The organism is Cupriavidus sp. GA3-3, assembly GCF_000389805.1.
Classification (GTDB): domain Bacteria; phylum Pseudomonadota; class Gammaproteobacteria; order Burkholderiales; family Burkholderiaceae; genus Cupriavidus; species Cupriavidus necator_D.
The window spans coordinates 419,872-437,242 of the sequence record NZ_KB944460.1 but is presented as its reverse complement, the minus strand read 5'-3'; the positions used below and the strand labels follow the sequence as shown (position 1 = coordinate 437,242).

The window sequence follows — 17,371 nt, the reverse complement described above, 5'->3', positions numbered from 1 at the left end:
CCTCTCCTTCTCTCGATCGATCAGACCGTGACGGCCTCGAAGACATAGCCCAGCTCGGCGTCATGCCGCTGCGCGTAGCGTTCGCCGATGACCGGACGCGCCGCGCCCTGCAGGCGGCCGAAGATTCGCACCGGCCCGACGAAATCGACATAACCCAGCGCATACGGAGCCAGTCCGCTCTTGGGCGCGGGATGGATCACGGTGAAGCTGTAGAGCACGCCCGTGCCGGTGATGGCGACGGTCTCGTGGCCGTCCGCCAGCGGCGAGTCGGCGGGCAGCGCCGGGAAGATCCACTCGCCGGTGGCGCGGTCACGCGAGGCGAGCAGGTGGGGGACGGGTTCCGCGCTCCAGAGCGGATAGGGCTGGTCTGACATGGCTGTCTCCTGTGGGTTGGCCTTGGCGTAATAGTTGTCGTCGGCGGCCTGCGCGACAAACGATATTTCCGGCGTTTTCGGTTGAGAAAAAGTCAAACGAAAAGGCGAGGCAGGGCGTCTGGAAAAGCGCTTTGTCCGGGGATTGGAGTCAGCCGTTCAGGGCTCGTCCTGCCGCGTTGCGTCGACTTCGGACCGGGCGATCACACCCACGCCGATGCGCCATTCAAGGCCGTGCCGCGCAGGCGCGGATTGCCTTCGACCGCACGGGCACCCTCGGTGTACGGATAGAACTTTCGCCCCGGCGTGGCCGAGACCCCGCTGCGGTCGAGCCCGGCGACGAGCGCAGTGGCGCCACTGTCATGCGCGCCTTCGGAGAAGGTGTCGAAGCGGCCCTGCCGCTGGCCGTCGGTGAACACGTCATGCGTGCGCGCTGCCACGCTGGCGGGCGCGCTGTTGCCGGCTTGCGCGGCATTGGCGTTCTGGAGGGAGACGGCGGCCACCAGCGAGATGGCGGCGGGAACAAGGGTGCGTGCGAGTTGGGCAATCATGATGTCGCTCCTGGAGACTGGTCATCAGAGAAAGAGGCGGACGGTGGCTGCTGCGCGTTTCCCGGTGTGGTTCCGGGGATGGCGCTGTGCAGCCGCCGTTGAGACCAATTTAGGCGTGGAGCGAACGTCGCACTAGAGAGTGGAATGGCGTTTCAATAGCAACTTCTGGTTGTCTGTGCTGCGGGGTAGCAGGCTCAGGTCACGACCCCGACCAGCCGTGACAGCGACTGCTCCGCGCCCCGGCCCGCTTCCACCACGAAGTCGATGAAGCGCCGGACCCGCACCGGCATCTGGCTGCGATGCGGGTAGTACATGTACATGCCGACATTGCTGCTGCTGTACCCCGGCAGGATCGCCTTCAGCCGCCCGCTCACGAGGTCGGCGTGGATCATGTAGGCGGGCAGCTGGCCGATGCCCATGCCGGCGCGCACCGCTTCGACCTCGGTTTCCACGTCATTGAAGCTCGCCACGGCAGGCACCTCCTGGTAGATCAGGTCGCCGTCCACCTGCAGCTCCCACGGCACCATGCGCCCGGTCGCGGGGCGGCGGAAGCCGGTGCACTGGTGCTGCGGCAAGTCGTCGAGGGTTGCCGGCTCGCCGTGCCGCGCCAGGTAATCCGGCGCCGCGCAGATGACCAGCGGCAGGTCGCACAGCCGCCGCGCCACCAGGTTCTGGCCGGGGCTGGTGCCGACGCGGAAGCCGACGTCGATCTTGGCTTCGACCAGGTCGGTGAAGAGGTCGCTCAGCACTACATCGAAGGTGATGCCGGGGTATTGTTCGCGAAAGCCCCGCACCAGCGGGACCAGCACGCGGCTGCCGAGCGACGGCGGAGCGGTCAGGCGGATCAGACCGTCGTTGTCGCTCTTGCTGCTGCGGACCTGCTCGAGCGCTTCGTCGAGCTGGCGCATGCCCGGCGCGGCCAGCTCGAACAGGCGTGCGCCTTCTTCCGTCAGGCTGAGCTTGCGCGTGGTCCGGTGCAGCAGGCGCACGCCGAGATGATCCTCCAGCGTGCGCACGGCCTTGCTGGCGGCCTGCGGGGTGACGCCAGCTTCCACCGCGGCGCGGTGGAAGCTGCCGGCGCGTACCACGCCGAGGAAGAGGGTGAGGACACGGGCCTTGTCCATGACTGGCAACGGATGGTGGAGAATGCCGCCATCATAGTGCCGATTTGGGGACAACCGGCGGGCGTGGGCCGCCACAGACCCCGTGCCTGTGAATTGCGGATAGAGCGAACAGAGCGGATTGAGCGGGCAGAGGCGTCTACTTCAGCTCGCAATGCATGCACAGCCCTGGCGGTATGCCTGCAATCCTGAGCGTGTGCGACGCGCGGACTTCAGCGGGAAGGTTCTCCGCGGAGACCAGCTGGAAGCCATAGCGGGCGAAATGACTCGGGCAATTGCTGGTCGCCAGTACGGCGCGACGCACGCCTTGCGCGCGCGCCCGCATCAATACCGCGGAGACCAGGTGAGTCGCCACCCCGAGCTGGCGATATTCGGGAAGGACGGCCACAGACCGGATGACGACGAGATCGTCGTATCGTTCGGCGCCGGCGCATCCAACGATGCGGCCTTCCAGCACGGCAACATGGAAAGTCTCCAGATGCGCTTCGATTTCGTGCTCGTCCAAGCCGCATTGCGCGAGAACCTTCGAAATTGCCGGCAGATCTTGCGTGCCCGCAGAACGAATGCGTAGATCTTTGATCATGATGAAGCCTGTCGCCGGCGGTCCTTGACGCGTGGGCGGATACGGAGTGTTTTGGTGTTGGCGGGAGAAAAGTACCTTATCAATCCCCGGCAGCCTAGGTTTTCGTACACTAGAAAACCCTAGGTCCTCGGGTAAGCCCTGTAGAGAAATACATTTCAAAATCGCGTCGAGCCTGCGGATCCCCGCCGACGCCGTCAGTTTGGGCGGCGTCGGCGGCATGTCGCACTTGCCGGACTAGTGCTCGACCAGGTGCTCGATGCGGATCGGAAGCTCCCGCACGCGCTTTCCCGTTGCGTGAAACACGGCGTTGGCTACGGCCGGCGCCACGCCCACCAGCGCGATTTCACCTAACCCCTTGACGCCCAGTTCGTTCACATGGGGATCGACCTCGTCGACAAAATGCGCTTCCAGCCCGTGGATATCCAGGTTGACGGGCACGAGGTAATCCGCCATGTGCGCATTCACCGGCCGGCCGTCCCGCGGATCCAGCGCGGTTCGCTCCATCAGCGCCATGCCGATGCCGCCGACCATCCCGCCCGTGCATTGGCTGGCTGCGAGCCGCGGATTCACGATACGACCCGCGCCATAGGCGCCGACCACGCGCCGGACACGGATCGTGGCGACATCGGGATCGATGGCGACTTCGACGAACACGGCACCGAAGGCATGCATGGAAAACCGGCTGCGCACCTCGCCATCCGGGCCTGCCGTGGCGCTCGCTTCGATGGCGCCGTCCGTGCGATCCGCGCGCGCCTGGCGCTGGTCCAGCGCGGCAATGCAGGCCGCGCGCACGGCCGAGCCGACGGACGCGAGGGTCATCGAGCCCCCGTGCGGCGGGGTAGGTGGGAAATCCGAACGGCCAAGGCTGAAGCGCACGCTGTCCATCGGCAGGCCCAGCGTCTCGGCGGCAATCTGCGTGATCGAGGTGTAGGTGCCGGGCCCCATGTCGCTGGCGGCGGCTTCGACTTCGGCCGTTCCGTCGGCAAGCAGGCGCACGCGGGCGCTGGCCTGGCCGTGGAAGACCGGGTAGCTGGCACAGGCCATCCCCCAGCCGATATGCAGGCGGCCGTCCCGCATCGAGCCGGGCGAGAGCGTGCGGCGGGACCAGCCGAACGCGTCGGCGCCGCGTTCGTAGCAGGCAAGCATGGAGCGACTGGAGAACGGCAGTTGCATGCCCTCGTCGAGCCCGGGTTCATTGCGCCGCCGCAGTTCCAGCGGATCCATCTCGAGGGCGTAGGCCAGCTCGTCCATCGCGCATTCCAGCGCAAAGACGCCGGTGGCCTCGCCCGGACCCCGCATAAAGGTCGGCGTGCCGATGTCCAGCGGCACCAGCCGGTAGCGAGTGCGCACATTGGGACAGCGATAGAGGAACGGCGTCACCGCAGTGAGTGCCTCGGTGAACTGCTCATGGCGGCTGGTTTCGCCGGTGCCTTCGTGCACGATGCCGGTCAGCCTGCCGTCGGGCGTTGCCGACAGCGCAATGCGCTGCACGGTGCGCGGCCGGTGCCCCGTCTGATGGAACATCTGTCGCCGCGACAGCACCAGCTTGACGGGCTTGCCCACTTCGCGCGCGGCGACTGCCGCCAGCGTGACATGCGGCCAGGTGCGCAGGCTGGTGCCGAAGGCGCCGCCGATAAACGGGCAGATGACGTGGACGTTCTCAGCCGGGATGCCGAGGATCGCCGCGATCTCGGCCTGCTCGTTGATCACGAACTGGCTCTTGCTCCAGAGCGTCAGCTGGTCGCCTTGCCAGGCGGCAACGGTGGCGTTCGGTTCGATCGGGAAGTGATTTTCTCGCGCGGCATCGTAGGTGGCGTCGATGCTGACGGCAGCCGCCGCCAGCGCGGCCTCGGGGTCGCCGCGGACCCGGTCCGCCGAATGGGGGCCTGGTTCGCGTCCCGCCTCCGGCACCACGGCTTCGGCGCGCTGGTCGAGCGGGTCGGAGACCGGTGATTCCTCGGCATAGCGAATCAGCAGCAGGCAGGCCGCATGCTCGGCCTGGTCCAGCGTCTGCGCCACGACCACGGCAACCGGCTGGCCATAGAAGCGGACGTGATCGTCCTGCAGGACATGCAGACGTTCGCCGTGTTCCGGATCGATAAAGCCCTTGTGCGGGGCGTACGCCAGTTTCGGCGCGTTTTCGTGCGTCAGTACCGCCAGTACCCCTGGCAGTCGGCGCGCGGCTTCGGCGTCGAGTGCGATCACGCGACCGAGTCCGATCGAAGCGCCCACGATCACCGCGTAGGCCTGTCCTGGCTGGTTGAAGTCGGCGGCATACTGCGCGCTGCCGGTCACCTTGGCGCGCCCGTCGACGCGGGCATGCGGCTGGCCGATATGGTTTGCGTTCATCTGCCTTCTCCTGCGAGTTCGAGGGCCCGTACCACCGTTCGTTGCAGCAGCGCGACCTTGTAGCGGTTGCCTGGCAGCGGGGTGGCGCCTGCAATCGTGGTAAGCGCTGCCGCCTCGAAGCTCGCGCGCGTGGGCGGCCTGCCTTGCAGCGCGAGTTCGGCCGCGCGCATGCGCCATGGCCGGGTGCCCACGCCACCGCATGCGAGGCGAGCGGCCTGGATCACGCCATCCCTGACCTCGAAGGCTGCCGCGGCAGATACCAGGGCAAACTCATACGAGGCCCGGTCCCGCACTTTCAGATAGCGCGCAGTCCGTGCATAGGCGAGCGGTGGAACTCGCACCTCGGCAATGAGTTCTCCGGCCTGCAAGGTGTGTTCGAGATGCGGCGTGGTTCCGGGCAGGCGGTAAAGGTCTTCCACGCGGAAATGGCGCGCGCCGTGCGGACCCCGTACGTGGACCACCGCGTCCAGCGCGACCAGGGCAACCGCAAGGTCGGACGGATGCGTTGCGGAGCAATGGTCGCTGGCGCCCAGGATGGCATTGCCCGCGTGCAACCCGTCGATGGCCGCGCAGCCGCTGTCCGGGGTGCGCTTGTTGCAGGCGGCATCGAGCATGCGGAAGTAAGGACAGCGCACGCGCTGGAGCAGGTTGCCGCCGATGCTGGCCATGTTTCGCAACTGGGGAGAGGCGCCCTCGACCAGCGACTCGGCGATCACCGGGTGGAGCCGGCAAACGTCGGGGTGCGCGGCGACATCGGACATGCGGGCCAGCGCGCCGATGACCAGCTCGTCGCCCTCCATGCGGATATGGTTCAGCGGCAGCGCGTTGATGTCTACCAGTTGCGTGGGCTGTTCCACGTGCTCGCGCATCAGGTCCACCAGCGTGGTGCCGCCGGCGATGAAGCGGGCCCCGGCCGCGGCCGCCGCCAGCGCTTCAGCTTCCGAGCCGGCTTTCTGCAGTGTGAACGGGATCATGGCAGCATCCTCCCGCCGACCTCGGCGATCGCCGCGACGACCCCCGCGTAAGCCCCGCAACGGCAGATATTGCCGCTCATCCAGAAGCGCACATCGTCGGCGGAGGTGGCATGACCCTCATTGATGCAGGCGACGCCAGACATGATCTGGCCTGCCGTACAGAATCCGCATTGGAAGCCATCGTGCGCGATAAACGCGGCCTGTAGCGGATGCAGCTCGCCGTCGGCCGACGACAGGCCTTCGATCGTGCTCACGTGGGCGTCGTTGTACATGGCGGCCAAAGCCAGGCAGGCGTTGATCCGGCGCCCGTCCACCAGCACCGTGCAGGCCCCGCACGCGCCCTGGTTGCAGCCCTTCTTCGTGCCCGTGAGGTCCAGGCGCTCGCGCAGTACGTCAAGCAGGGATTCGCGCGGATCGATATCGAGGCGATGCAGCGTGCCGTTGACCGTCAGGCACAGCGGCATGCGGGTTGAGCCGTAGCTATCGCCAGGCTGTGGTTGGCTTGCGTCGGAACGAACAGAACTGGACATAGTCGACATTCCTCTTTGCATAGCCCGGATGATTCGGGCGGTTGGGGACAGGGACTTCGCCCGGGCCTGCGCCAGCTTCGGCAGCGAACTGCCGGAACGACTGGGGGCGCATTCTGCAAGTCTCTGCAGGTTCGGCCTGACACTGGCCTGCCTCGGGACCGGAAGGTGTGTGGCTGCCTCGGACTGGTGGGACAGTCGTTGAAACGCTACAGGCACCGGCGGTCATCGCAATAGAACGTGGTTGCGCTGCGGTGGACGATTCTTGCGCTGACTCGTTGGATGATAGGTATGAAAAGGAGGACCAGCCGGCATGGCTTGCGTCAGGTCCCGCGGATTGTGCGGGCCGCTTTACTTCAACCGGATAAATTCATATGCTTTCATGCGCAGCGGGGACCTGGCCCTTGCCCCGACGCTACCGTCGTGGGCCCTTGCGGGGTATGTGCCTATGCGATCGCCGACGAGACATGGCGTGATCGATGCGGAGTTGCCGGTTCGTCCCGATGTCAGCAGCAGCGGACGCCCGTGGGCTGGCATCACCGTGCAGATCCATCACTGGCGCTCGGCCGGATCGGTGTCCTCTCCGGAGCTGGACCACGACATGCTTGCGATGCGACTCGCGGGACACGCCAGGCTTGAGCAGCGGCGACTGGGCCAGGTGCATCGCGGCATCGTTGTTCCCGGCAATATCAGCCTGCACCCGCGGCTGGTCGAATCCAGCTGGAGTTGGGACAGGCCCGGTTCCATCGTCATTGCGAGGATTCCGCAAAGCCTGCTGGCCGAAGCCGCTGATGCCACGATCCGCCAGCCACGCGCCGCGCACAGGCTCCGCAATTGCTTCGGGCAGCGCGACGGCTTCGCCGAGACCATTACCTTTACGCTGGCGCGAGAGATCCAGGCGGTCGCGCATCCGGCGCAAATGCTGATCGCCGAGTCCCTTTCCTGCGCGCTGTCGGCGCATCTAGTGCATCGCTTCAATGTCAGTGACCCGGGCGCCTCGTCACTTCCCGGCGGGCTCCATCCGCAGGCCCTCAGCAGGGTCCTGGACTATATCCACGGTACACCGGAGGCGGTGAAGCTGCAGGCGCTGGCGGATATGGCCAATGTCAGCCGCTTTCATTTTGCGCGCATGTTCAAGCGCAGCATCGGCGAAACGCCGATGGCGTATGTCGAGCGCGTTCGCTTGCTGCGCGCGCGCGAGATGATCCGCTCGGGAGACTATCCGTTGGCATTGGTTGCCACGCTTGTCGGTTTCGCCGACCAGTCTCACTTTGGACGGCGGTTCAAGCGGCATTTCGGATGTACGCCGGGTGAATTTGCCGGGCATAAGGATGCCAGTCAGGGAGCCGCTCTTTAGGCTGTCATGGGGCGGCGGTGGCCATGGCCGGTCCGGCGCCCGTCACCTGCCTCGGCGATTTCATCCATTCCGACGACGCCTTGAACCCTTCGCCATGTGAACAATGTCCCACCCCCCAAGGAGACAATCACATGACAAAGCATCCATTCGACCTGAGCGGCAAAGTGGCACTGGTGACCGGCGGCAACGGCGGCATCGGCCTGGGCATTGCCGAAGGGCTGGCCGCGGCCGGCGCCGATATCGCGATCTGGGGCACGAATGCCGACAAGAACGCTGCCGCTGCCGACCGCCTGGCCCAGCATGGGCGCAAGGTGCATACCGAGCTTTGCGACGTCGGCGACGAGCAGGCGGTCGATGCTGCAATGCGGCGCACGGTGGCGGCGCTGGGGCGCATTGACGGCTGCTTTGCCAATGCCGGCGTGGGCAGCGGCAGCAAGGGGCCGTTCGACCAGATGCCGACCGAGGCCTGGCGCAGGACCATGCGCGTCAACCTGGACGGTGCCTTCTTCACGCTGCGCGCCGCGGTGCGGCAGATGCTGGTGCAGGGCGAGGGCGGGGTGCTGTGCAGCACGGCCTCGGTCGCGGCGATTGAAGGCGCGCCGCGCTCCGAGCACTATGCGGCCACCAAGGGCGGCGTGATCTCGATGATGCGGGGGCTGGCGGTGGAGTACGCGCGCAAGGGCATCCGCGCGCACTCGATCCTGCCGGGCTGGATCAGGACCGAGATGACCAGCGTGGCCCAGGGTAACGATGCCTTCCAGGAAATGGTGCACAAGCGCGTGCCGATGCGCCGCTGGGGTGAGGGTAGTGACTTCGCCGGGATTGCGGTGTACCTGATGAGCGCGGCGTCGGCCTACCACACGGGCGATACCTTTGTGATCGACGGGGGCTACACGCTGTTCTGAGGCGGGCCAGAAGCGTGGGCGCGCCAGGCGGCACGCCCACGCGCGAGTTACAGCACGTCGTCCTTCAGGTGATACCAGTGGTACAGCACCCGCTGCCCCATCCTCCGGAACGGCGCGAACATCTGCGATTCCACCATCTCCCGCACATTCGGGAACGGCAGCGGCGAACGGAAGATCGGCAGTTCTGGCAGCGCGGAAGCCTTGCCAGCAATCAACGCCGCCAGCCGCTTGCCAGCCTGCGCGGAGTACATCACGCCATTGCCGCCGTACCCCATTGCGTAATAGATCGACTGCGCCGGATCCGGCTGCGTGATACGCGGCATCATGTCGTGGCTGACATCGACCCAGCCCCACCACGAGTAATCGACCTGGATCCCCTGCAGCGCCGGGAACTTGCGGTGCATGTCGCCGATCAGCTTCTGCTTGTACTGCTCCTGCGGCGCGTCGTTGCCGGTGATGGCGCTGCGGCTGCCGATCTGCAGGCGGCCGTCTGGCATCAGGCGGTAGTAGTGGCGCAGGATGCGGGTGTCGGTGATGACCTGCGTGGTGCGGAAGTTGCACGCGGCCAGTTCGCTGGCCGTGAGCGGGCGCGTGACGATGGAGTTCGACAGGATCGGGAACAGCCGGTTCTTGAGCTCGCGGTGCAGCGTCTGCGAGGTATAGCCGCCGGTGGCCACACCCACCGTACGGGCGCGCACGATGCCGCCGGGGGTGCGCAGGTAATGCACGCCGTTACGCGTTTCCCAGCCGGTCACCGGGCTGGACGGATGCACCCTGGCGCCCAGCTCGCGCGCGCGGCGCAGGTAGCCGAAGGCGAGCTTGCCGGCGTGGATGCCGATGCCTTCGGGCTCATGCATGGCGCCCGCGGCTTCCTTGTCGTCGACATACTCGCGCCGCACGGTGTCGGCGTCCATGATCCGTGCGTCGTACTTGAAGACTTCGCGCAGGAGCTTGGCTTCCTTCTCCAGCGCCGGCATCACCTTGGCGCGGTGCGCGATATACAGGTGGCCGCCGGGCTGCGGGTCGCAGTTGATGTCTTTGATCAGGCCCTTGAAGGTCTCCATGCCGTCGCAGACTTCCTCATGCAGGCGCAGCGCGGTATCCAGGCCGTAGCGCTGGATCCACTGCGAGCGCTTGAGCCGCCCGGACGCGCATTGCGCCTGGCCGCCGTTGCGCGTGCTGCAGCCCCAGCTGACGCGGTTGGCTTCGAGCACGGTGGCCTTGATGCCGTATTCCTGTGCCAGGAAGATGGCGCAGGTCAGGCCGGTGAAGCCCGAGCCGATGATCGCCACATCCACGTCGATGTCGTGCGTGATCGGGCCGTCGTCGGCGGGCGGCTCGCCCGCGGTGCCGATCCAGTAGGTGGGCGCGTACTCGCGGCCGTGGCCGGGATTGGGGGTGTGCAGCGGGTCGTAGGCGGGGTCGTACGGGCGGGCGGGAGCGGTGGACTGCTCGCCGGCAAGGAGGCTGCGGGGGGCTACGGCTTGCATGGCGCGTCTCCTCGGTCAGGCTGCGGGCGCTACGACGGGCGGGCGATCCTTGCGGTACGCGTTCTTGACCGCGATCTTGCCGTCGCGGAAGGTGAAGACGTCCACCATGCGCGCCTCGATGCGGGCGCCGTCGGCACGGGTGCCGCGGAAGGTGGATTCGCTCACGCCGCGGTCGCCCACGACAAAGTGGTCGCCATCGACCCACTGCGCGTCGGGGAAAGTCTGCCAGGCCAGCTGGAAGCCTTCGCGCACCGCGTCGCGGCCGATAAAGCTGCGGCCCAGCAGCTCGGGCCCGGCCACGCCGTGGAAGGCGCAGTCATCGGCCATGAAGCCCATCAGGGCCTCGATGTCGTGGCGGTTCCAGGCGTCGTTGAAGGCCTGCAGCAGTTCGATGCCGGCGGCGGTGTTGTCCTTGGACATGGGTTGGTCTCCTGAGTGTTGTCTGCCGGTCCGTGGGGAACCGGCCATGACTCGAGGATAGGGAAGCCGCGCGCGGCGCTGTAGCGCCAGTTCGGGACAATCGCTTGGGCCAGCGGCGGCAGACACCGCCGCGGGCCGGCTCAGGCCGCGGGACGGACCCGGGAAGTGACGGCGGCGATGGTTGCGGCGCCGCTGGCGGTGGCCTGCAGCTCACGCGCCACGCCCGCCAGCACGCGGATGCCGGGCTCGATGCGGTCCAGCGAGATCGACGAGTATCCCAGCCGGAAGCCATTGCGCGGCGCGGGCTCGGCCATGAAGAAGACGCTGCCGGGCTCTATCAGCACGCCCTGCAACTCGGCCAGCCGCGCCAGCGCATCGGCATCGAGCCAGGACGGCCCCTCGATCCAGCATGAGGCGCCGCCGGCGATCGGCACCGCGCGGAAGTCAGGCATATGCGTGGCCAGTGCCGCCAGCACGGCTTCGGCGCGCTCGCGGTGCGCGGCCGCCAGCCGGCGCAGGTGCGCGTCATAGTGGCCCAGCGACAGGAACAGCGAGAACGCGCGCTGGATATACGCCGACGGATGCCGAAGCATCAGCCGCCGCGCGCCGCGCAGCTCGGCGATCAGTGCCGCCGGCCCGACGATATAGCCGATGCGCAGCCCCGGCGCCAGGCTCTTGGACAGGCTGCCGACATAGATCACGCGGTTGCTGCGGTCCAGGCTCTTGAGCGTGGGGGTGGGGTCGCCTTCGAAGCGGCTTTCGCTTTCGTAGTCGTCCTCGATCAGCACGAAGTCAGCTTCCTCGGCCTGGCGCAGCAGGGCCTGGCGGCGCGCCAGCGGCATGGTGACGGTGGTGGGGCACTGGTGGCCCGGGGTCACGTAGACGTAGTCGCAGGCGCGTTGCGCGTCAGACAGGGTCAGGCCGTCGCCGTCGACCGGCAGCGGCACCAGGTGGGAGGTGTGCGAGCCAAAGATATTGCGTGCGTCCGGATAGCCGGGGTCCTCGATCCCCACCGGCGTGTCGGGGCTGACCAGCAGGTCGGCCAGCAGGTACAGCGCCTGCTGCGCGCCCACGGTCACCACGATCTCGTCGGCGCCGGCCCACACGCCGCGGCGCGGCAGCACGCGGGTGCGGATCTGCTGCACCAGCGATTCGTCGTCGCGCAGGATCATGTCCTGGGCCCAGTCGTGGATGTCGAGCACGCTGAGCGCCTTCAGGCAGCATTCTCGCCAGTCCGCCGTGGGGAACAGCACCGGGTCGTACTGGCCGTAGATGAAGGGATAGGGGTAGTCGCGCCAGTTGGCGCGCTTGACGATATTGCGCTGCTGCGTGGGGCGGAACACAAAGCGCCGCTCCCAGTCCGGCTCGCCTGAGCGGGCGGGCACCGCCTCGCCGCGCAGCGAGGCCACGCCGCTCACGCGCGTGCCCAGGATCTCCGGGTTGACGAAGTAGCCGCTGCGCTCGCGCGCCACCAGGTAGCCTTCATCGACCAGCTGCTGGTAGGCCAGTACCACCGTGTTGCGCGCCACGCGCAGTTGCGCCGACAGCTCGCGGCTGCTGGGCAGCGGCTCGCCCTGCGGCAGCTGCTCGTCAAGGATGGCCGAGACCAGCATCTGGCGGATCTTGCCCTGCAGGCTCAGGCCCGAGTGGGCATGCTGCTGGAACAGCTGGGACCAGAGGGTGGTGGGAGACTTCAGGCTCATGGGGCAGGGGCGTTGCCTAGACGGCGAAGCGCGCCAGCATACCGCACCGGCGCGCCACGTCAGTCATGGTCAGTCATCAATACTCATGCAGGTCCGGGCGCGGCATCTCCGCCAGCGGCACTACCGGATCCACGCTACCGCGAAACAGGTGCCGCGCGGCGTAGGCCACCAGCAGGATGCCCAGGCTCACCACACCCAGCGCAAGCGGCGTGCGCTGGTCGGGGATGAAGGCCATCGCCACCACGATGCCGATCATGCCGACGATCGCCAGGTAGGTGAGGTACGGGTAGCACCACATGCGCACGCGCAGCTGGCCCGGCGCTTCGCGCTCCAGGCGGGAACGCAGGCGCAGCTGCGAGATCGCGATCAGGATGTAGACGAAGATCGCCACCGTGCCGTACGAGTTCACCAGGAAGGCAAACACCGTATCAGGCGAGACATAGGACATCACCACCGCACCGTAGCCGAACAGGGTCGCCACCAGGATGGCGCGCACCGGCACGCCGTTGCGGCTCACGCGGGCCAGCGACTTGGGGGCGTCGCCACGGCGGGTCAGCGCGAACAGCATGCGCGACGAGGCATAGAGGCCCGAGTTAAGCGCCGACAGCACCGCGGTCAGCACGATCGCGTTCATGATCTGCGCGGCCGCCGGCACGCCCATCACGTTCAGTGCGCTGACGTACGGCGTGGCGATGCTGTTGGAGTTCCACGGTACCAGGCAGACCACCAGCAGGATCGAACCCACATAGAAAACCAGCACGCGCGTGATCACCGAGCTGGTGGCCTTGGCCACTGCCTTCTGCGGCTCGGCGGTCTCGGCGGCGGCGATGGTGACGATCTCGGCCCCGAAGTAGAAGCCCGTGGCGGCTACCGCTCCGGTCAGCACCGGTACGATGCCGTGCGGCATGAAGCCGCCGTTGGCGGTCAGGTTGGCCACCTGCATGCCATGGGCACCGGGCGCCAGGCCCAGCACATAGACGCCGGCGACGAACAGGAACACGATGATCGCGGCCACCTTGATCGACGCGAACCAGAACTCGAACTCGCCGAAGGACTTGACCGACACCAGGTTGGTCAGCGTCAGCATCACCAGCAGCACCAGGCTGATGATCCAGTTGGGCACGTCGGGCAGCCAGTAGCGCACCAGGTCGGCACCGGCCACGGCTTCCAGCGCCACCACGATGACCCAGAAGTACCAGTACATCCAGCCGGTCAGGAAGCCGGCCAGGTTGCCCACCGCCGGGCGGTCGCGCCAGGCTTCGCGCGCATACTCATAGAAACCGCCGGTGCCGGGCATGGCGCAGGCCATCTCGCCCAGCATGCGCATCACCAGCACCACCAGCAGGCCGGTGATCAGGAAGGAAAGGACCGCGGCCGGGCCGGCGGACTTGATGACGACGCCGCTGCCGACAAAGAGGCCTGCGCCGATCACGCCACCCAGCGCGATCATGGTCATGTGGCGTTGCTTCAGGCCGTGGGATAGCCCGTTGCCGGACTCTGGTTGTTGGATCATGTTGTGTCTCCTGTGCTGCGCTAGCTGTCGGTACTGCGTTGCAGCCAGTACAGCGTTTAAGGCAGGCGCCACGGCTTCTCTTCGGTATAGATGGCAGGGCAGTAATTGCCAGCCTGGGGCCGTGGTCGTTCAGTATTTGCAATCCCGGGGAGGGATGGCCTATCCGTACATGTCGACTTGTCTCCGGTGATCGCTTAAAAACTGGAACCAGAAGTTCCGAAAAATTGTTCTTTCACTGGAATGTAGGCCGTTCGCAGGGGAAGGTCAACCAGAAGTTTCGATAATTGATATGATTTGACTCTGAAAATGAAACTTACCTATGATGGAGCCAGGCATGAACGATATGCGCCTCGCCAAAAGTGACGCCAAGCCGGATGGAGACACGCCGGCACTGCGTTTGTTCGGCCTGCTCGAAGTCATCGCGGAGAAGGACCAGTCCTTCAACCTGCAGGCGCTGGTGGAAGAAACCGGACTGCCCAAGCCCACGCTGCACCGCATGCTGCAGCAGCTGGAGGCGGCGGGCCTGATCCAGCGCAACGGCGACGGGCGGCAATACGGCACCGGCCTGCGGCTGCGCCGGCTGGCGGAGAACCTGTTGCTCAACAGCACCTCGCACGGTGCGCGCCACATGGTGCTGCGCCGGCTGGTGGAAGAGGTGGGCGAGAGCTGCAACCTGACCGCGTTCTCCGGCGGCGAGGTGCTGTACCTGGACCGCGTGGAAACGGCGGCGCCGCTGCGCTTCTACCTGCATCCGGGCTCGCGCGTGCCCGCGCACTGCTCAGCCACGGGCAAGCTGTTCCTGGCGCAGCTGGCGCCGGCGCAGCGCCAGCGGCTGCTGGCCAACGTTGAGCTGGAACGCTACACGCAGAACACGCTGACCGACCACGCGCAGCTGGAAGCCGAACTGGAGCGCGTGAAGCGCGACGGCTACGCGATGGACGATGAAGAGTTCCTGCCGGGGCTGGTCTGCATCGGCGTGCTGGTGCCGGCCGTGGACGGCGGCAAGTCCAACCTTGGGCTGGCGCTGCAGGCCCCGGTGATGCGCGTGACGCGCGACAAGGTGCTGCAATTGCTGCCCGCGCTGCAGCGTGCGGCGGGCGCGCTGGCGGCGATCGAGGCCGACAGCGCCGGCAGCTGGCAGGGCGGCGCGGAAGAGGACGAATAGCGCGCACGGCGTCACGCGGATTGCTCCGCTTGCCGCAGTGCCGATGGCATGGCAGCAAGCAACAAGGAGCATGAGGTGACGCAAGACCAGTTTGGCAAGCCGGACCGGATGATTCCGGTGCGCAGCGCGTTCGGCATCGATTCCGGCCTGATGGTGCCGGCCTTCAGCCAGCGCGACGACCACGTGCCGGAGATCGATCCGGCCTACCGCTTCCAGCCCGAGGTGACGCTGGCAATCCTGTCCGGCTTCATGCGCGACCGGCGCGTGATGGTGCAGGGCCTGCACGGCAGCGGCAAGTCGACCCATATCGAGCAAGTCGCCGCGCGGCTGAACTGGCCTTGCGTGCGCGTCAACCTGGACGGGCATATCAGCCGGCTGGACCTGGTCGGCAAGGACGCCATCGTTATCCGCGACGGGCGCCAGGTCACCGAATTCCAGGAAGGCATCGTGCCGTGGGCGCTGCAGCGCCCGGTGGCGCTGATCTTCGACGAATACGACGCAGGCCGGCCTGATGTGATGTTCGTGATCCAGCGCATCCTGGAGCGCGACGGCAAGTTCACGCTGCTGGACCAGAACCGCGTGATCCGCCCGCATCCGTCTTTCCGTTTGTTTGCGACCTCCAATACCGTCGGCCTGGGCAACGTCAACGGCCTCTACCACGGCACCCAGCTGCTCAACCACGCGCAGATCGACCGCTGGAACGTGGTCGCCACGCTGGACTACCTGCCGCATGAAGAGGAGGCCGGCATCGTGCTGGCGCGCGTGCCGGAGCTGGACCACGACGCCGGGCGCGCGCTGGTCGATGCGATGGTGGCGCTGGCCGGGCTCACGCGCCGCGGGTTTGCCGCCGGCGATGTGTCGGCGCTGATGTCGCCGCGCACGGTGATCAGCTGGGCCGAGAACTGCCAGATCTTCCGCGACCCCGCGCTCGCCTTCCGGCTGACCTTCCTGAACAAGTGCGACGAAGCCGAGCGGCCGGTGGTGGCCGAGTACTACCAGCGTTGCTTTGGCCACCTGCCGGGCGAAGCCGCCGGCGTCAGCTCCGAGTCGGAGCCCGCGCGATGAGTGCGGCCACGGTCGCGCAGCAGTTGCGCCGGCGCCAGCGGCAGGATGAGCTGTCCGGTGCCGCGGTGCGCGCGATCACTGGCGATGCGGCGCTGCATTTCCGCGACGGCCAGCTCTGGCGCGCGATGCGCCCGGTGCCGCAGCATGCGCCGCACTTGCGCACGGACCTGGAAACTGACACGGCCACCTGCCTGCGCGGCGCGGCCGATGGTGCCGCCCTGCGCCAGGCGCATTCCGACGCCGCGCTGCATCGGCAGCTGTGCCCGGCAGATGCGGTCGAGCGCCTGGTCTTCGAACTGCTTGAGCAGCTGCGTTGCGAGACCCGCCTGCCGCGCGGCATGGCCGGCGTGGCGGCCAACCTGCGCCACCGCTTCATGGCGTGGTCGCGGGCCTTCCATCGCTCCGGGCTGACCGAGGGGCATCTCGGCATCCTGCTCTATACCGTGGCGCAGGTGTCGTGGTCGCGCCTGACGGGTGAGCCGGTGCTGGAAGAGACCGAAGACCTGATCGAAGCCACGCGCGCCGCCATCGTGCCGGTGCTCGGCACCGCGCTGGCCGGCCTGCGCGCGCAACGCCACGACCAGGCCGCCTACGCCGCGCACGCACTGGCGCTGGCGCGCGCGGTGGCGCAGATGATCCGTACCGAAGCCCCGCTTGCCGGCGAAGACGACGACAACGCAGCCTCGGCTGCGCGCGCCGGGTTTGCGCTGTGGCTGGATTTCGACGAACCGCCTGCGGAAGACTTTGCACTGGCCGACAGCGGCCACAGCCGCGTGCTGGCCGACGCCACCGACGGCTACCGCGTCTTCACCACCTGCTACGACCGCGAAGTGCGCGCCGCCACGCTGGTGCGCCGCGCCTTGCTGGACGAGTACCGCACGCGGCTTGACGCACGCATCGCGCGCGCTGGCGTGAACATCGCCCGGCTGGCGCGCCGGCTGCGCGCCGCGCTGTCGCAGCCGCGCGTGGACGGCTGGTCCTTCGGCGAGGAAAGCGGCCGTATCGACGGCCGCCGCCTGGCGCAGCTGGTCTGCTCCCCCTCCGAGCGCCGGCTCTTCCGCCTGGAAGCGCACAAGGCTCATGCCGACTGCGTGGTCGGCTTCCTGATCGACTGCTCCGGCTCGATGAAGGCGCAGGCCGAGCCGCTCACGCTGCTGATCGACATGCTCACGCGCGCACTCGACCAGGCCGGCGTGGCCACCGAGGTGCTCGGCTTCACCACCAACGCCTGGAACGGCGGCCGCGCCCGCGCCGACTGGCTCGCGCGCGGCCGCCCG

Annotated in this window: 16 protein-coding genes; 5 read left to right on the top strand and 11 right to left on the bottom strand. The window is 67.4% G+C overall.

Features of this window, described 5'->3' with window-relative positions; translation table 11 throughout:
* Positions 1 to 20: 20 nt before the first annotated feature.
* The 7 genes from C265_RS01985 to C265_RS01955 form a co-directional block, all read right to left on the bottom strand.
* Positions 21 to 374: a Zn-ribbon domain-containing OB-fold protein gene (locus C265_RS01985; protein WP_010812856.1), complete on the bottom strand. Its 354-nt coding sequence runs from the start codon at positions 372 to 374 to the stop codon at positions 21 to 23.
* 200 nt (positions 375 to 574) lie between these two features.
* Complete coding sequence (locus C265_RS01980; RefSeq protein ID WP_010812857.1) at positions 575 to 922, bottom strand: hypothetical protein; 348 nt, start codon at positions 920 to 922, stop codon at positions 575 to 577.
* A gap of 194 nt (positions 923 to 1,116) precedes the next feature.
* Positions 1,117 to 2,046, bottom strand: coding sequence for a LysR family transcriptional regulator (locus C265_RS01975; protein ID WP_010812858.1), 930 nt, complete (start codon positions 2,044 to 2,046; stop codon positions 1,117 to 1,119).
* Positions 2,047 to 2,182: 136 nt separating this feature from the next.
* The gene (locus tag C265_RS31160) at positions 2,183 to 2,626 is read right to left on the bottom strand and encodes a GNAT family N-acetyltransferase (protein ID WP_010812859.1); all 444 of its coding nucleotides are present in this window, start codon (positions 2,624 to 2,626) and stop codon (positions 2,183 to 2,185) included.
* Positions 2,627 to 2,860: 234 nt separating this feature from the next.
* Positions 2,861 to 4,975, bottom strand: a complete 2,115-nt coding sequence (locus tag C265_RS01965; RefSeq protein WP_010812860.1) for a xanthine dehydrogenase family protein molybdopterin-binding subunit — start codon at positions 4,973 to 4,975, stop codon at positions 2,861 to 2,863.
* Positions 4,972 to 5,949 carry a xanthine dehydrogenase family protein subunit M gene (locus C265_RS01960; RefSeq protein WP_010812861.1) on the bottom strand — a complete coding sequence of 326 codons (978 nt, stop codon included), beginning with the start codon at positions 5,947 to 5,949 and terminating at the stop codon, positions 4,972 to 4,974. The genes C265_RS01965 and C265_RS01960 overlap by 4 nt, the downstream gene beginning before the upstream one ends.
* A complete protein-coding gene (locus C265_RS01955) occupies positions 5,946 to 6,479 on the bottom strand; it encodes a (2Fe-2S)-binding protein (RefSeq protein WP_037023357.1) in 534 nt (177 codons plus the stop codon). The genes C265_RS01960 and C265_RS01955 overlap by 4 nt, the downstream gene beginning before the upstream one ends.
* Positions 6,480 to 6,948: 469 nt before the next feature.
* Between C265_RS01955 and C265_RS01950 the strand changes: the two genes are divergently transcribed.
* On the top strand, positions 6,949 to 7,833 hold the full coding sequence (locus C265_RS01950) for a helix-turn-helix transcriptional regulator (RefSeq protein ID WP_010812863.1): 885 nt from the start codon (positions 6,949 to 6,951) through the stop codon (positions 7,831 to 7,833).
* 131 nt (positions 7,834 to 7,964) lie between these two features.
* Positions 7,965 to 8,738: an SDR family NAD(P)-dependent oxidoreductase gene (locus C265_RS01945; protein WP_010812864.1), complete on the top strand. Its 774-nt coding sequence runs from the start codon at positions 7,965 to 7,967 to the stop codon at positions 8,736 to 8,738.
* A gap of 47 nt (positions 8,739 to 8,785) precedes the next feature.
* Here the strand turns inward: C265_RS01945 and C265_RS01940 are convergent, their stop codons facing one another.
* The 4 genes from C265_RS01940 to C265_RS01925 form a co-directional block, all read right to left on the bottom strand.
* Positions 8,786 to 10,228: an FAD-binding oxidoreductase gene (locus C265_RS01940; RefSeq protein ID WP_010812865.1), complete on the bottom strand. Its 1,443-nt coding sequence runs from the start codon at positions 10,226 to 10,228 to the stop codon at positions 8,786 to 8,788.
* Between the two features lie 15 nt (positions 10,229 to 10,243).
* A complete protein-coding gene (locus C265_RS01935) occupies positions 10,244 to 10,648 on the bottom strand; it encodes a nuclear transport factor 2 family protein (RefSeq protein WP_010812866.1) in 405 nt (134 codons plus the stop codon).
* 140 nt (positions 10,649 to 10,788) lie between these two features.
* Positions 10,789 to 12,351 carry a PLP-dependent aminotransferase family protein gene (locus tag C265_RS01930; RefSeq protein WP_010812867.1) on the bottom strand — a complete coding sequence of 521 codons (1,563 nt, stop codon included), beginning with the start codon at positions 12,349 to 12,351 and terminating at the stop codon, positions 10,789 to 10,791.
* Positions 12,352 to 12,427: 76 nt separating this feature from the next.
* A complete protein-coding gene (locus C265_RS01925) occupies positions 12,428 to 13,864 on the bottom strand; it encodes an amino acid permease (protein ID WP_010812868.1) in 1,437 nt (478 codons plus the stop codon).
* 334 nt (positions 13,865 to 14,198) lie between these two features.
* Between C265_RS01925 and C265_RS01920 the strand changes: the two genes are divergently transcribed.
* The 3 genes from C265_RS01920 to C265_RS01910 form a co-directional block, all read left to right on the top strand.
* Positions 14,199 to 15,029 (top strand): IclR family transcriptional regulator, encoded by an 831-nt coding sequence (locus C265_RS01920; RefSeq protein ID WP_011617529.1) that lies wholly within the window; start codon positions 14,199 to 14,201, stop codon positions 15,027 to 15,029.
* A 48-nt stretch (positions 15,030 to 15,077) separates the two neighbouring features.
* Complete coding sequence (locus C265_RS01915) at positions 15,078 to 16,094, top strand: AAA family ATPase (protein WP_010812870.1); 1,017 nt, start codon at positions 15,078 to 15,080, stop codon at positions 16,092 to 16,094.
* A partial coding sequence (locus C265_RS01910) for a cobalamin biosynthesis protein (protein WP_010812871.1) occupies positions 16,091 to 17,371 on the top strand: 1,281 nt, incomplete at its 3' end. The genes C265_RS01915 and C265_RS01910, both read left to right, overlap by 4 nt.